This window comes from Streptomyces sp. NPDC051452, from assembly GCF_044454765.1.
In the GTDB taxonomy this organism is placed as follows: domain Bacteria; phylum Actinomycetota; class Actinomycetes; order Streptomycetales; family Streptomycetaceae; genus Streptomyces.
This window is the reverse complement of sequence record NZ_JBITEB010000029.1, coordinates 17,606-32,171: the sequence shown is the minus strand read 5'-3', so window position 1 is coordinate 32,171 and position 14,566 is coordinate 17,606. Positions and strand designations below refer to the sequence as shown.

Below are 14,566 nucleotides of genomic sequence, written 5' to 3'. Positions count from 1 at the left end.
ACAGCACCGTGCTGTCGATCGACCGCATCGCCGCAGACCGGCCGTACTACTCCAGGAAGAATAGGCACCAGGGGATGAACGTGCAGGTCCTCGCCGATCCTGCCGAACGCCTGCTCTGGGTCTCGGACGCGCTGCCGGGAGCCACACACGACCTGACCGCGGCGCGGGCCCACGGCATTCCCGCTGCCCTCGCCGCAGACGACATCAAGTGCTGGGCCTACAAGGCACATCAGGGCGCCGGCCCTGCGATCTGTATCCCGTTCCGGGGCAAGAACCTGCGCGGCCGCCGCCAACGTCACAACCGCGATCACGCCAAGACCCGCAGCCTCGGCGAACGCGCCATGGCCACCCTCAAATGCTGACGGCTCCTGCGGAAACTCCGCTGCAGCACCACCCGGATCACCGCCGTCGTCCGTGCCGTCGTCGCCCTCGAACTCGCCACCTGATCAAGATGCAAAAGGCTCACGGCCAATCAGACCGTGCGATCCACAGCCTGAGCTTCCAGCCATGCCTCCACCTCCGGCCAGCGGTAGCGCAAATAGCGGCCGACCTTGTGAGCTCGCGGACCCTGATGTCGATGATTCCATATGTAGACCGTATTCAAAGGTACGCCGAGGAAGTCGGCCAGTTCCTCAGCACTCATCAACGGACAACGGCCCTCCGCGCCACTGGCGGCTTCTGCCGCACCGGCAGTGGTTCGACGCATGGGTACTCCATAACGGCTCAGAACGGGCAGAAAAGAGCCACGTGAGCGGTAGTCCGCCGCGGTGACGTACGGAACATTGACATGAAATTCCAGCCGGGCCAAATAGAAGAGCTTGCGACGAAACCCCTACAGCGCTTCCGAACTTTCGAAAGACATCAGCGAATCCTCGGCGAGGGCTCATCGAATCCTCGCCGATGCCTCAGCGAGGATTCGTCTAGGTGAGATCACCCCTACCACTCTGCGCCCTTTGTCGCGAAGGCCCCAAGAATGCGTTTGACATTTTCAGCCCGCTTGGATCAACATCCCATTCACTCAGGGTGCGATGAACGGGCACATGATCTTGCCGCCGATGACGACCCTGATACGAGAGATCCCACAGAGAAACTTTAAGGCCCGCTGAAAACTAGGAGTCGAATCCATGCCATACGACCGCTGGCACAAGTCACGCCCGAAAGCCGGAGAGTCGACCTGCAGGGAACACGGCAAGGTTCCGACGAGGGATCACGGGGCCGGGAAGCGGTGGCAGGCTCGCTGGCGTAACCAGGAAGATGTCCAGCAGACGGAGTTGTTCCGCACCGAGGCCGAAGCCCGCAGGCACGAGACCAAAATGCGGTCCGGAGTGGACGACGGGTCATACATCAACCCTCGCGCCGGAGAGGTCAGGGTCGGTGAACTCGCCCTGACGTGGCTCAAGGGGCACGAACACAAGAATCCGCGCACATACCGACGCCACAGGGAGCGGGTTCACCTACACATCATTCCTACCGCAGTTGGGAAGATGCGCGTAAAGGACGTGAACGCGTCGTCTTTGCTGGACTGGCTGCACGATCGTCGTCGGCTGCTCGAAAGTTCCACGCTGCGCCTGGTCTTCGACAATCTTCGGGCTGTCTTTGACCTGGCCGTGGACGACAGCCTGATACCGAAGAATCCGTGCCTCGCCAAATCGGTGCAGGACGCCAAGCCGAAGCGAGGAGATGGCGGCCGGGCAGAGCTGACCCTGTCGTGGGAGGACACCGACAAGATCCGCGCCGAACTTCCCGACCGCTACAAGGCGCTCGTCGACTGCGGTCGCGGCCTGGGCCTTCGCCAAGGAGAAATACTCGGCCTGTCACCGGACGACATCGACTGGGCACATCCGGACGGCCCGATGGTGCACGTGCAAAGGCAAGTGGTCCACGACGGCTCGTTCCTGGCATACGCCCTCCCCAAGGGCGGGAACGACGAGGACCCGAAGGACCGGTGGGTCGAACTGACCGACGACGTGGCCATCCCCCTGCGTGAGCACATGGAGAAATATCCGCCCGTCGAGGTGGCCCGACCGTGGGGCAGCAAAGGCGGCGACCCGGTCACGGTGAAGCTGATCTTCTACACCCGAGAGAAGACCGCCATCCAGTCGAACTGGTTCAACTCCTACCGATGGAAGCCTGCTCTGGCGGCAGCCGGCATCATCAAGCCCCTTGACCCCGACGCACAGGGACGGCGCTGGGAGAAGTCCCGCGACGTGATGATGCACGCCCTCCGACACCTGTACGCGACGATGATGATCAACGGCGGGGTAGACGTGTACACACTCGCGGATCGACTCGGACACGCCGATCCTGCGTTCACTCTGCGTAAGTACGTGCACCGGGTCGTGGGGGCCGGTTCCAAGATCCGTATCGCGGTCCGGAGCGCCTACACGAGGGCCGCATGACTCCTGCGCTGGTCGGCTTGTGCAACAACCGTGCAAGATGATCTTCGAAGGATCCGTTTACACAGGTCAGATGCGTTGTATAGGAGTTCCGGGACATCTGACGCGATCGCGCCGCCGCACCCTTCCCGACCCATAGGGACACGGATCCGGGGGCGGGTGCGGCGGGACGCGTGGTGGTGGGGGAAACCCGACCTCCAGGTCTCGACCTGGCTGTCATGACCTGGCAAGAAGCGCTCGCTGCAATGGACGGGTGCTGACTCATCAGACTCAACTCCCTTGGAACAGCCGGAAACTGTGGTGTGGCGGCTGGCTCGTAGCCGCGGTGTGGGCCGCGGTCTTCGTGTTGATCCCGGCGCCCGAGCCGCACCGTCTGTGGGGCATGAGTGCCTGTCTGGGTTACCTCTGCGCGGCGGGCGCCGTGCTGTCGTCGCGCCCGCACGGCCGCACCCTCTCCGTCTGGCTCGCCGTCGGGGGTGCCATCGCCGTACCCCTCGCGCTGTTCCTGCTGACGGGCACGGCACAGAGTGAAGTCGGCGTCATCGAGCGCTCCGGGCTGCTGACGCTGCGGCAGGCCACACCGTACCTGGCGGATCCCCGCACGGTGGGTGACGTCACCCCGTATCTGCCGGGCATGGCGGTGTTCGGGCTGCCGCGTGCGGTGCTGGGCGACAACGGCCCGCTGCCCAGGGCTCTGGGGGACGCCCGGCTGTGGTGCGCGGCGGCGTTCCTCGGCTGTCTGTGGGCGGCCCGGCACCGGACCGGCCGCCCGGCGGCGGCCTCGGGCGGCGCGGTGAGCCGGAACGCCGTCGGCGCGTTCGTCGCCTCGCCGGTCGTGGCGCTCCCGCTCTGCGTCAGCGGCGTGGACCTGCCGCTGACCGGACTGCTGTTCCTCGCGCTGGCGTACGCGGTGCGGCGACGGCCGGTGGCCGCCGGGCTGGCGCTCGCCGCCGCCTGTTCCCTCAAGTGGACGGCGTGGCCCGCCGTCGCGGTCGCCGTGGCGCTGCTCGCCCACCGGGCCGGGATCCGGGAGGCCGTGCGCGGGGCGGCCGTGGCGGTGGGCGGCACCGTCCTGCTCCTCGTGCCGAGCATGCTCCTGTCGCCCGGCCCCCTGGTCGAGCAGGTCTTCGCGTTCCCGACCGGGCGCGGGCCGTGGAAGACCCCGGCGGCCAGTCCGCTGCCGGGCCGCCTGCTCGCCGACCTCGGCCCGGCCGGCTGGTACGCGGCGGTAGCGCTGCTGCTGGCCGGCGGGCTGGCCGTCGCCGTCTCGCTCGTCGCGCGGCCGCCACACGACCTCGTGTCCGGCGCCGACCGGCTCGCCATGGGCCTGTGCGCGGCGTTCCTCCTGGCGCCGGCCGGGCGCTTCGGATACCTCGCCCTGCCGCTCACCCTGGCCGTACTGGCCCGGCTGGCGGTCGCCGGCCGCCGGAAGGAGCCCCTGCGTACGCTCGTCGTACGGGCCTCCCGGCCCGCGCGCCCGGCCCCGGTTCCGGTCGCGTGGGACGCCCGGTGAGCGCCCGCCGTACCGCTGCCGTGGCGGCCGCCCTGCGGTGGGGCGCGCACAGGTTTCCGTTCGTGGAGGACGAGGTGGCGGCTCTGCGGGCGTTCGTGCCGCCGGGGTCGGTGTGTGTGGACGTCGGCGCCGAGTACGGGCTGTACACCTGGGTGCTGGCGTCCCTGGCCGGGCCGTCCGGCCGGGTGCACAGCGTGGAGCCGCTGCCCGGCCCGCACCGCTGGCTGCGCCTCGCCTCACGGCTCCTGGGCGCCCGTAACGTGACCGTGCATCGCGCCGCGCTGGGCGCCCGGTCCGGGTGCGGGACGCTCAGCCTGCCGATGCGGCGGGGCCTGCCGGTCCACGGGCGGGCCTACCTCACCGAGGGCGCTCAAGGGCCCGGCCCCAACGCCGAGTTCCGCTCCGCCCGTACCGTCCAGGCCCCCGTGCGCACCCTCGACCAGCTGGCCCACGAAGCCGGTCCGAAGCGGCTGACGTTCGTCAAGGCCGATGTCGAGGGCGCCGAACTGGCGGTCCTGGAGGGCGGATCGGCCGCGTTGCGCCGCCACCGGCCCACGCTGCTGCTGGAGATCGAGCGGCGCCATCTGGCGAAGTACGGCGCGTATCCGGCCGATGTCCTCACCCATCTGCGGGACTTCGGCTACCAGGCCCACCGTCGGCGGCGCGGCCGCTGGGTCCCCGCTCCCCACGTCACCGACGACTGCCGCAACTACCTGTTCACCGCCTGACCACCTCCTCCCCGAAGGCAGCGACCGCCATGGGCACCACCCTGATCGTCACCAACGACTTCCCGCCCCGCCAGGGGGGCATCGAGACGTTCGTCCACGCCATGGCGACGCGCGTCCCCGGCAACGACGTGGTCGTCTACACGTCCAGCGAGCCGGGGGCCGCCGCCTATGACGCCACCCTGCCGTTCCCCGTGGTCAGGGATCCCGGCCGCATGCTGCTGCCCACCCCCCGCGCGACCCGCCGCGCCCTGGAGATAGCCCGCCACCACGGCTGCGACCGGGCGTGGTTCGGGGCGGCGGCGCCGCTCGCGGCGATGGCACCGGCGCTGCGGCGCGGTGGGATACGCCGGATGGTCGCCACCACGCACGGTCACGAGATCTGGTGGGCCCGCACACCGGGTGCCCGACAGGTGATGCGGCGCATCGGCGACCACGTGGACGCCGTCACCTACCTCGGCGAGTACACCCGGCGCCGGATCGCGCCGGCGCTCGGGCCGCGGGCGGAACTGGTGCGGCTGGTCCCGGGGGTGGACCCCGAGGCCTTCCGGCCCGCGCCGGGTCGGGCGCGGGCGGTCCGCGAGCGGCACGGCATCGTGGACCGCAGGGTCGTGCTGTGCGTCTCGCGGCTGGTGCGGCGCAAGGGGCAGGACACGCTGATACGGGCGCTGCCCCAGCTGCGGCAGGCCGTGCCGGACGCGGTGCTGGTGATCGTGGGCGGCGGCCCCGACGAACAGCGGCTGCGCAAGCTGGCGCACCGGCACGCCGACGGCCACGTCGTGTTCGCCGGGGGTCTGGACCACGCGTCGACGGCCCCCTACTACGCGGCGGCGGATGTGTTCGCGATGCCCTGCCGGACCCGGAAGGCCGGCTTGGAGGCGGAGGGGCTGGGCATCGTGTTCCTGGAAGCGGCCGCCGGCGGACTGCCCGTGGTCGCCGGGGACTCGGGGGGCGCACCGGACGCGGTCCTCGACGGAGTGACCGGCACCGTCGTGGACGGCACGGACGTACAGGCGGTGGCGGGCGAGCTGTCGAGGATCCTGCGCTCCCCGGAGCGGGCCGCGGCGATGGGCGAGGCCGGACGGGCATGGGTGGCGTCGCAGTGGTCCTGGGACGCGTCGGCGCAACGGCTGACGGGGCTGCTCACCCCGGGCGCCGATCTGAGGGCGTCCGTGTCCGGGCGGGGCGGGGGGCGGGGCTGACGCATTCTCCGGCCCCGCCCGTGGGGTGCGCCCCGGTCAGACCGGCGGGGCCTCGCGGCGAAGGTGTGCGAGAACCGCCAGCACCCGGCGGTTGCCCTCGGCCGGGTCGAGCTCCAGCTTCATGAAGATGTTGCTGGAGTGCTTGACCACCGACGCCTCCGTGATGGTGAGCCGCTGTGCGATGGCCTGGTTGTTGAACCCCTCCGCCATGAGCCCCAGTACTTCCCGCTCGCGGGGGGTGAGGCGTCGCAGCGGCTCGTCGGCGGTCCGCTGCTGCAGCAGCACCCGGACCACCTCCGGGTCGATCACGGTCTGCCCGCCGGCGACCCTGTCCAGCGCGTCGAGGAAGTCGGTGACGTCGCCGACCCGGTCCTTCAGCAGGTACCCGAGTCCTCCCTCGGCCGGGGAACTGCCGCTGAACAACTGGGTCGCGTAGGCGGTGGCGACGTACTGCGACAGCACCAGCACCGGCAGGCCCGGGTGCCGGCCGCGCAGTTCCATCGCCGCCCTGAGCCCCTCGTCGCGGAAGTCCGGCGGCATCCGCACGTCGGTGATCACCACGTCCGGCCGGTCGGCGTCCACGGCGTGCGCCAGCGCCTCGGCGTCCCCGACGGCGGCGGTCACCTCGTGCCCGCCCCGGGACAGCAGCTCCACCAGGCCCGCGCGCAGCAGGACGGAGTCCTCGGCGAGCACTATGCGGAGCATGGCACCTCCACCCGCAGTTGCGTGGGTCCGCCGGCAGGACTGGTCACGACGAGTCTCCCTCTCAGAATGGCCACGCGGTCCGCCAATCCTTGCAGACCGGCTCCGGCGGCCGGATCGGCGCCGCCGCGCCCGTTGTCGGTGATGAGCAGGACCAGCCTGTCGTCGCGCAGGCCCCCGACGACGGCGACCTGGTCGGCCCCGCTGTGCTTGGAGGCATTGGTCAGCGCCTCGGTGACGGTGAAGTACGCCGTCGTCTCGACCGCCGACGGCAGCCGGTGCGGCAGGTCGATGTCGACGGTCACCGGGATCGGGTTGCGCAGGGCGAGTTCGGAGACGGCGGCCGGCAGGCCGTGGTCGGTGAGGACCTGGGGGTGGATGCCGCGGACCAGGGACCGCAACTGGTCCAGCGCCTGGCGGGCCTCGCCGCGGGCGCGGGCGATGAGCGCGGCGGCCGGCGCGTCCTGGCCGCGCAGCTCCAGTTCGGCCAGCCCCAGGGTCATGGTGAGCGCCACGAGCTGCTGCTGCGCGCCGTCGTGCAGATCGCGTTCGATGCGTCGCCGCTCCGCCTCGAACGCGTCGACCAACCGGGCGCGGGAACGGGTCAGTTCGATGACCCGGCTGTTCAGGTCCTCGTCGCGTGCCGACAGCAGGGATCGGGCCACCCACACCTGCGCGCCGGCGAGCATCCCGCCCACGTACGCCGAGACGAGCAGCCCCAGCAGGCCCGCGGCGCTGCCCGGCAGAGCCGCGACGGGGTCGGAGATGGGATGACCGGGCACCAGCATCACCGTGTCGGGAGCGATCGCCCACACGATGACCGGCGTCGCCGTCAGCAGGACCGACAGGCCGAGCAGGGCGATGAAGCCGACCCCCATGACGCTGAAGACGACACCGAGGGCGAGGGTGTAGCCCAGTTCCCGCCAGGTGGCCCGCTCGCGCAGCCGGGTGCGCAGCCACGGCCAGGCGCCCGTGCCGGGCAGGGAGCCGTGCGGGTCGAGGAGGGGCTCCGGTTCGATGATCCGTAACCGGCGCCGTTCCAGAGCTGCGACGGGGATGCCGAGGACGGCAAGGCCCATGAGGGCGAACAGGCCGATCCCCACCACGGACAGGCCGAGGCCCACGAAGAGCAGGGCGGCGAACAGGAGCAGCACCACGAGGCCCACGACGGCGCCGCTCAGCAGGAACGCCCAGCAGCGCAGCGGCCAGGTGGAGCGGGCGAAGCGCAGGGGGTGCCGTCGCATGGCCTCCCAGACGGCGACGGTCATGGTGCGTGTCCCTCCGGGGCCTTGCGTGTGGGGTGCACCGGTCACTCTAACCGGACGCCGTGCCACGGCGGATGGTAGGGAAAACCCACCTTCCATGACTCCCCGCAGGCCCACTGCCCCGGGCGGCCGGTTCTGCTGGACTGGGAGCATGTCACTGCTCACCGATATCCAGCTGCCGGCTGTCCAACTGGCCGCCGTCTCCAAGAGTTACCCGGGCGCCGGGGGTCGCGTCCCGGTGTTGCGCGAGGTCAGCCTGGGCATTCCCCAGCGGGCGCTGACCGCTGTGATGGGTCCGTCGGGCTCCGGCAAGACGACGCTGCTGAACTGCGCGGCCGGCCTGGACAGGCCCGACAGTGGCAAGGTCCTCCTCGGTGACACGGACCTCGCCGCCTGCGGCGAGCGGGAGTTGACGGCGGTGCGCCGCAGCCGGATCGGCTTCGTCTTCCAGCAGTTCAACCTGCTGCCGATGCTGACGGCGTACGAGAACGTGGCGCTCCCGTTGCGGCTGCGGGGCGGCTCCGTGAAGCGGGACCGGGTTCTGGAGGCGCTGAGCCAGGTGGGTCTGGAGGACAAGGCGCACCGACGGCCCGCGCAGCTGTCCGGCGGCCAGCAGCAGCGGGTGGCGATCGCGCGGACCCTGGTGGCCGAGCCGGAGATCGTCTTCGCGGACGAGCCGACGGGCTCCCTGGACCGGCGCAGCGGCCGGCAGATCATGGAGCTGCTGCGTGACGTGGTCGACCGGGGCGGGCGCACGGTCGCCATGGTGACCCACGATCCGGCGGCCGCGGCCTGCGCGGACCGGGTGGTGTTCCTCTCGGACGGCAGGATCGTCGGGCGGCTCGACCACCCCACGGCCGACGCGGTCGCCCACCAGCTGAGCCTGTGGGAGCGGTGATGTGGCGGATCTCCCTGTGCTCGGTGCGGCACTACTGGGCTCTGTTCGCCGGTACGTTCGTGGCGCTCGCGCTCGGCGTGGCGCTGATCGGGGTGTCCGCCTCGGCGCTGGCCGCGACCTGGGCGGTGCCCACGTCGCCGGGTGCCGGCAGCCCGTCGGTGACGTTGAAGGACGGCACCGGTGCGGCACACACCCTGACCAGTGGTGATCTGGACCTCGGCGGGGTGCAGAGCGTGCTGGCGATGGCGGGGGTGGTGTCCGCGTTCGTGACGGTCTTCGTCATCACCGGGACCTGCGCGTTCGGTATCGCCCTGCGCCGGCGCGACATGGGGCTGCTGCGTCTGGTGGGCGCGGGCGGCCCGCAGGTGCGCCGGATGGTGCTGGGCGAGTCGCTGGCGGTGGCGGTGCCGGCCGCGCTCGTGGGGTGCGCGGCGGCCGCGGCGGCCGCGCCGGAAACCACGAGGGCGCTCAACGGCACGGGCCTGGCACCGGTCGATTTGCGGCCGGGACCGTTGCTCTGGCCACTGGTGTTCGCGGCGGGCTGCGGCCTGTTCATGGCGGTGCTGGGAACGCTGGCCGCGTCCAAGCGCGCCGCCCGGGCCCGCCCGACGGAGGCGCTGCGCGAGGCGGACCTGGACGCGCGGACGATGACCGTGGGGCGCGGGGTGATGGGCGCGCTGTCGCTTCTGACCGGAGGGGTGATGCTGGCGGTGGCCCCCGGCGCCGGGACGGAGGCGGCCACTCCGCTGGCGCTGTTCGGCACGATGGCCCTGGCCGTCGCCGCCACGCTGCTGGGGCCGGTGTACCTGCCACCGTTGCTGCGGCTGATGGCGCTGCCGCTGCGCTGGGTCGACCCGGTGGCCGGACGCCTCGCCGCGGAGTCGGCGCGTACCTCGCGGCGGCGCACGGCGTCCCTGGTGGGGCCGGTGTTGGCGATCCTCGCGATCGTCGGCGCCTTCACCACGGTGCTGTCCACCACGGGTGCGGCGACACAGGCGGACGACCGGGCGCGTACCGTCGCCCAACTCGTCGTGGAGCCCGCCCACGGCGACACGCTGAGCGCGGACGAGGTGGCCGCGTTGCGCGCCGACCCGAAGGTGGCGGCCGTATCGGCGCCCGCCGCGCTGGAGGTGGCGGTGGCGGGCCCGGACTCGGTGTGGAAGGAGCAGGCGGCGGTCGCGGACCCGGCCACGCTGGCCCGTACCCACCGGATCACGGTGGCCGAGGGGTCTCTCGGCCCGCTGCGCCCCGGAACCGTGGCCGTGTCACGGGAGTTCGCCGACTGGTACGGGCGTCACACGGGGTCGACGGTGACGTACGGGCTGTTCGGCGGCCGGACGGTCAAGGCCCGGGTGGTGGCGGTGCTGGACGGTGGCTCGGCCGTGCCCTCGCTGCTGCTGCCGCCCGGTTCGCGGGGCGCGGGCGCGGCCCCGGCCCCGTCGCGTGCCGACGTGCTGCTCGGCGGGCAGGCCGCGGGCTCGGTGCGGGCGGTGGCCGCCGAGCTGACCGCGCGGGTGGGTGCGGACCGGGTCCGGGTGGTGCCGTCGCGGCAGTGGCTCGGAAGGACGGCGACCGACCAGGACCGGCTCAACCGGCTGGTGCTGGGGGTGCTGACGGTGCCCGCCTCGCTGTACGCGCTGATCGCGGTGGCCGGCACGCTGGTGATGTCGTACAGCCGGCGCGGGCGGGAGATCGCGGGTATGCGGATGCTCGGTGTCGGCGTGGGGCAGGTGCGCCGGATGGCGCTGTGGGAGACGCTGTCCACCTCGGTGCTGGGCGTGCTGATCGCGGCGGGCGTGGTCGCGCTGGGGGCGCGGGCCTACCGGGGTGCCCTCACGGTGTTCGGCGGCCAGGCACCGCTGAGCGTGGAGTGGGGGATGCTCGCGGCGCTCACCGCGGCGTGTGTGCTCGTGGGTGTCGTGGTGAGCCTGGCGGCCACCGGCCGTTTGCTGCGGCAAGCAAATGTCACGATGGTCACTTCCCGCCAATAAAGCTGGCCGCCTCCTGGTCGGTCGGCGCTCCGCGTAGCATCACCATGGCGCCACGCCTATGCTATGGCCTCCTTACAGCTCCAATTCCCTTCCGCCGGGCGGCGCATGCCCGGCGGTCGGTTGGCACAATCCTAACGAGCAGGAGTCTCCATGCGCGTCGCGATCGCCGAGGATTCCGCGCTCTTGAGAGCCGGAATGGCGAGGCTGCTGGCGGACGAAGGAATCGAAGTGGTCGCCTCGCTGAGCGACGCCACGGGGGTACTGGAAGTCGTCCGGACCACACGGCCGCACGTGGTCATCATGGACGTCCGCATGCCGCCGACCTTCACGAACGAGGGCATACGCGCGGCCCTGGAGATACAGAGGCTCGGCGCGGACACCGCGGTACTGCTCCTTTCCCAGTACGTGGAGCCCACTTACGCCGAGGAGTTGGTCCGGGACGCGCCGGCGGGAACGGGATACCTGCTGAAGCAGCGCGTCGGGGACTTCGAGGAATTCCTTTCCGCCCTGCACCGGGTGGCACGCGGGGAGACGGTCCTGGACTCCGACATCTTCAAGCAGTTCGTCGGCAGCCCACGCGAGAAGCGTGCCACCGAATTGCTGACGCCACGCGAGCGCCAGGTGCTGGAACTCATGGCGACCGGGCTGACGAACGGTGGAATCGTGAACCGGCTCGGCATCTCGGAACGCGCCGTGGAAAAGCATGTGACGTCGATCCTCGGCAAGTTGCGGATTCCGAACACGGGTGAGAACCACCGTCGGGTGCTGGCGGTACTCGACTATCTACGGGGCCTGGAGAGGCTGAACCGAGCCGACTGACGCGCCATGGCCAGTAGACCCGTGACACTCTCGACGCCCTACCGTGTGGCCGCCGGCCTGATCTACCTCTCCGTAGGCAGTCTGGTCGGCCTGCTGCTGGCTCCCCTCCTCGCCGCCTCCCTGGCGCTGCGCGCCATCTCCTGGTGCCTGCTGGTCGGTCTGCCGACGGCCGTCGTGGTCGCCGTACGCGGTGCGGCGGCGCTGGTCCACTGGGCCGTTCCGGCGGGGCGACGGCGGCCGCGTGCCGACCACGCCCTGGGGGCGGTGCTGTTGCAGGTGCCGGACCGGATGGCGGTCCTGCGCGACGGCATGTCGTTCAGCCTGCCGCTGCTGCGGGCCCTCGCCGACCTGGAGCGTCTGCTCGCCCACTCGGTCGTCGGCGACCCCCCGGACCCCGCCTCCCGGTCGGCCGAGGCGGACCGGGAGGCGGAGCGGGAGCACCGCTCGGTCGAGGCGGGCTGGGACGACATCGGCTACCTGGGGCTGCTGCTGTTCGGCACGCTCTGGCTGCTGCCGCTCGCGGCCCTGGCGTTCCCGGCGGTCGCGTTCGCCGTGGCACTGCCCATCGGAGCCCCCGAGCAGCTCGCGTTCGGTCCCGGTGTGACGCTGGTGGTGGACGGGACGCTCACCCGTCTGTCGGTCGCCGGCGTGTCCGCGGTGGTCTTCTCGCTGCTGGTGGCGCTGCTGTTCTGGATGGGCAAGCTGCGCGCCCGGATGGTGCGGCGCATCCTCAGCCGTATCGACGAGGCCGAGGCGCAGCGCCGGGAGCAGGCGGCCGAGCGCCAGCGCATCGCGGCGCTGCGGGTCAACGACGCCGATTACCGTCGTCTGGAAAGGGATCTGCACGACGGGGCACAGGCACGGCTGGCGGTTCTGCTCATGCACCTCTCGCATGCGAGACACCGGCGCAGCGGCGACGCGGAATACCTCTCCGCGCTCATCGACGAAACCCATCACGAAATCAGCAGGGCACTCGACGAGATACGGGATCTGGTACACGGTATTCAGCCGCCCATTCTGAGCGACCGTGGACTCGACGCGGCCGTCACGGCTTTGACCGAGCGGTTCCATGTGCCCGTCGCCGTGTCCAGCGCCCTCGACCGGCGCCCGGATGTCAGCGTCGAGTCGACCGCTTACTACATCGTCGCGGAATGTCTGGCGAACACGGTCAAGCACGCCTCCGCCACGAGTATTCGGGTCCACCTGGAGGAGCGGGACAACCAGCTCGTCGTCTCGGTGACGGACGACGGCGCGGGCGGTGCCTCGCCGACGGCCGGGACGGGGCTGCGCGGACTGGAGGACCGCGCGGCCGCGCTCAACGGAAAACTGGAGGTCAGCAGTCCGCCCGGCGGTCCGACGACGGTGACGGCCACGCTCCCCTGGTCGACACACCCCATCTGACCTGCATCTTTTCCTTAAATCGAAAGCTCTTGCCCTTTTTTGAACGCGTGATCGAGGATGGGGGGGTACGGGTACCCGCACCTCCTTGGTGCGGATGGCCGTACCCGTCCAGTTCGACAAGGGGGAAACGTGGAAGCGCATTTTGTCGCCGACCGACTACAGGGGCTCGCCCGGGACCACTCGGTTCCCGGCGCGCAGCTGACGATCCGGACGGCCGGGAAGACCCTGTCCGTGACCGCGGGCGTGACCCGGGCCGGTACGGATCGGCCGGTCACCGCGGAAACCGCTTTCGCCCTGGGTTCGGTGACCAAGGTCTTCACCGCCACCGTCGCCGCCCAGCTGGTCGCCGAGGGCGACCTCGAATGGGACGAGCCGGTCGCCGAATACCTGGCGGAGTTCGACGGCGCGGTGGACGGGAGAATGGCCACCGTCACCCTGAGGCACCTGCTCAGCCACACCGCCGGACTGGTCGCCGACCACGAACTCGACGACGCACGGGAATCCTCCCTGGCGCGGTACACGGCGAACGCCGCGACCACGCTCGCCCTGCACGAACCCGGTCACTGCTTTTCGTACTCGAACACCGGATACAACGTTGTCGGACGCCTCATCGAGGCGGCCGGGGACATGAAGTGGCAGGCGGTCCTGGAGAATTCCCTCCTGCGACCGCTCGGCATCGACCCGGTGTTCCCGGGCGGCGGCTCGGCCGCCGGTCTCCGTGCCACCGCGGACGGCCATGCCGTGCGGCCGGGCCAGGAGCGCACCGCACATCCCGTCGGCCTGTACCTGCCGGCCGGCTGGGCCCCCGCGAGCGGACTCGCCGCCAGCGCCGACGACCTGGCCGCCCTGGCCGCCCTGCACCTGGGCACCCACCCCGGCGCCGACACCCTGCTTCCCGCCCGGGAGCGCGCCGAGATGGCCGCCCGGGTGCCCGCCGCCGACGCCTTCGGCATGGCCGACGGCTGGGGCCTGGGGCTCGCCCACTACGCCTCGCCCGACGGCACCTGGCTCGGCCACGACGGCACCGCCGACGGCGGCAGCGCCCATCTGCGGTTCCACCCGGGCACCGGCACCATCGTGGCGCTGACCACCAACGCGACCACCGGCACCCTGCTGTGGGCGGACCTCGTCGACCTGCTGCGGGAGCACGGCGTGCCCGTGGGCGACCACCGACCCGCGGCCGGCACCGGCCCCGCCGTGACGACCGGCCTCGACCGCTTCGCCGGCGACTACCGCAACGGCGACACGCGCTTCGTCGTCCGCGCCCACCCCGACGGCACCGCCCTGCGTCTGACGGACGCCACCGGGCTCACCGCCGATCTGACGCCCCACGCCGACCTGACGTTCGGCGCCCGGCGCACGGACACCGACACCGCCCCCTTCACCGGCCGGTTCGTCACCGAACCCACCGCGGGCGACATCATCCTCATGCAGCTCGGCGGTCGCTCCGCCCGGCGTACGACGGCCGCGTAACACCGCCCCGGCCGCCCCGGCCGCCGCGCGCCGGTCGACCGGCATCCCACCCCCACACCCACCCCGCCGCGTCCCGCCCCGGGCGAGGCCGGACCGCCCCCGACGGTCCCGGACCGCGACGGCCCCCCTTCCTCACTTCGTCCTTCCCGACTTTCCCCGGCTTCCGCAGCCCCGCCGTGGC

The 14,566-nt window shown here is 71.5% G+C and carries 12 protein-coding genes and 1 pseudogene; 10 read left to right on the top strand and 3 right to left on the bottom strand.

Going from position 1 to position 14,566, the window contains the following annotated elements; genetic code table 11:
- Nucleotides 1-446 (top strand): annotated as a pseudogene (locus ACIBA9_RS37445) (transposase family protein); the annotation flags it as partial.
- Between the two features lie 26 nt (nucleotides 447-472).
- On the opposite strand, the gene ACIBA9_RS37440 reads toward ACIBA9_RS37445, so the two are convergent.
- A complete protein-coding gene (locus ACIBA9_RS37440; RefSeq protein ID WP_399370136.1) occupies nucleotides 473-706 on the bottom strand; it encodes a helix-turn-helix transcriptional regulator in 234 nt (77 codons plus the stop codon).
- Nucleotides 707-1,124: 418 nt separating this feature from the next.
- Between ACIBA9_RS37440 and ACIBA9_RS37435 the strand changes: the two genes are divergently transcribed.
- The 4 genes from ACIBA9_RS37435 to ACIBA9_RS37420 all read left to right on the top strand — a co-directional run bounded on the left by ACIBA9_RS37435 (nucleotide 1,125) and on the right by ACIBA9_RS37420 (nucleotide 5,836).
- Nucleotides 1,125-2,399 carry a tyrosine-type recombinase/integrase gene (locus ACIBA9_RS37435; RefSeq protein ID WP_399370134.1) on the top strand — a complete coding sequence of 425 codons (1,275 nt, stop codon included), beginning with the start codon at nucleotides 1,125-1,127 and terminating at the stop codon, nucleotides 2,397-2,399.
- Between the two features lie 379 nt (nucleotides 2,400-2,778).
- The gene (locus tag ACIBA9_RS37430) at nucleotides 2,779-3,909 is read left to right on the top strand and encodes a glycosyltransferase 87 family protein (RefSeq protein WP_399370132.1); all 1,131 of its coding nucleotides are present in this window, start codon (nucleotides 2,779-2,781) and stop codon (nucleotides 3,907-3,909) included.
- Nucleotides 3,906-4,637: an FkbM family methyltransferase gene (locus tag ACIBA9_RS37425; protein WP_399370130.1), complete on the top strand. Its 732-nt coding sequence runs from the start codon at nucleotides 3,906-3,908 to the stop codon at nucleotides 4,635-4,637. Before ACIBA9_RS37430 ends, ACIBA9_RS37425 begins: the two co-directional genes overlap by 4 nt.
- 29 nt (nucleotides 4,638-4,666) lie before the next feature.
- The gene (locus tag ACIBA9_RS37420) at nucleotides 4,667-5,836 is read left to right on the top strand and encodes a glycosyltransferase family 4 protein (RefSeq protein WP_399370128.1); all 1,170 of its coding nucleotides are present in this window, start codon (nucleotides 4,667-4,669) and stop codon (nucleotides 5,834-5,836) included.
- A gap of 36 nt (nucleotides 5,837-5,872) precedes the next feature.
- Here the strand turns inward: ACIBA9_RS37420 and ACIBA9_RS37415 are convergent, their stop codons facing one another.
- Both ACIBA9_RS37415 and ACIBA9_RS37410 read right to left on the bottom strand, forming a co-directional pair.
- The gene (locus ACIBA9_RS37415) at nucleotides 5,873-6,541 is read right to left on the bottom strand and encodes a response regulator (protein ID WP_399370126.1); all 669 of its coding nucleotides are present in this window, start codon (nucleotides 6,539-6,541) and stop codon (nucleotides 5,873-5,875) included.
- Nucleotides 6,529-7,806 (bottom strand): sensor histidine kinase, encoded by a 1,278-nt coding sequence (locus ACIBA9_RS37410; protein WP_399370124.1) that lies wholly within the window; start codon nucleotides 7,804-7,806, stop codon nucleotides 6,529-6,531. The genes ACIBA9_RS37415 and ACIBA9_RS37410 overlap by 13 nt, the downstream gene beginning before the upstream one ends.
- 148 nt (nucleotides 7,807-7,954) lie before the next feature.
- On the opposite strand from ACIBA9_RS37410, the gene ACIBA9_RS37405 reads away from it, so the two are divergent.
- The 5 genes from ACIBA9_RS37405 to ACIBA9_RS37385 all read left to right on the top strand — a co-directional run bounded on the left by ACIBA9_RS37405 (nucleotide 7,955) and on the right by ACIBA9_RS37385 (nucleotide 14,385).
- A complete protein-coding gene (locus ACIBA9_RS37405) occupies nucleotides 7,955-8,701 on the top strand; it encodes an ABC transporter ATP-binding protein (protein ID WP_362152886.1) in 747 nt (248 codons plus the stop codon).
- Nucleotides 8,701-10,692: an FtsX-like permease family protein gene (locus ACIBA9_RS37400; RefSeq protein ID WP_399370122.1), complete on the top strand. Its 1,992-nt coding sequence runs from the start codon at nucleotides 8,701-8,703 to the stop codon at nucleotides 10,690-10,692. Before ACIBA9_RS37405 ends, ACIBA9_RS37400 begins: the two co-directional genes overlap by 1 nt.
- A gap of 150 nt (nucleotides 10,693-10,842) precedes the next feature.
- Nucleotides 10,843-11,511: a response regulator gene (locus ACIBA9_RS37395; protein ID WP_399370120.1), complete on the top strand. Its 669-nt coding sequence runs from the start codon at nucleotides 10,843-10,845 to the stop codon at nucleotides 11,509-11,511.
- A gap of 6 nt (nucleotides 11,512-11,517) precedes the next feature.
- Nucleotides 11,518-12,912: a sensor histidine kinase gene (locus ACIBA9_RS37390; protein WP_399370118.1), complete on the top strand. Its 1,395-nt coding sequence runs from the start codon at nucleotides 11,518-11,520 to the stop codon at nucleotides 12,910-12,912.
- Nucleotides 12,913-13,041: 129 nt separating this feature from the next.
- On the top strand, nucleotides 13,042-14,385 hold the full coding sequence (locus tag ACIBA9_RS37385; protein ID WP_399370116.1) for a serine hydrolase domain-containing protein: 1,344 nt from the start codon (nucleotides 13,042-13,044) through the stop codon (nucleotides 14,383-14,385).
- Nucleotides 14,386-14,566 lie beyond the last annotated feature (181 nt).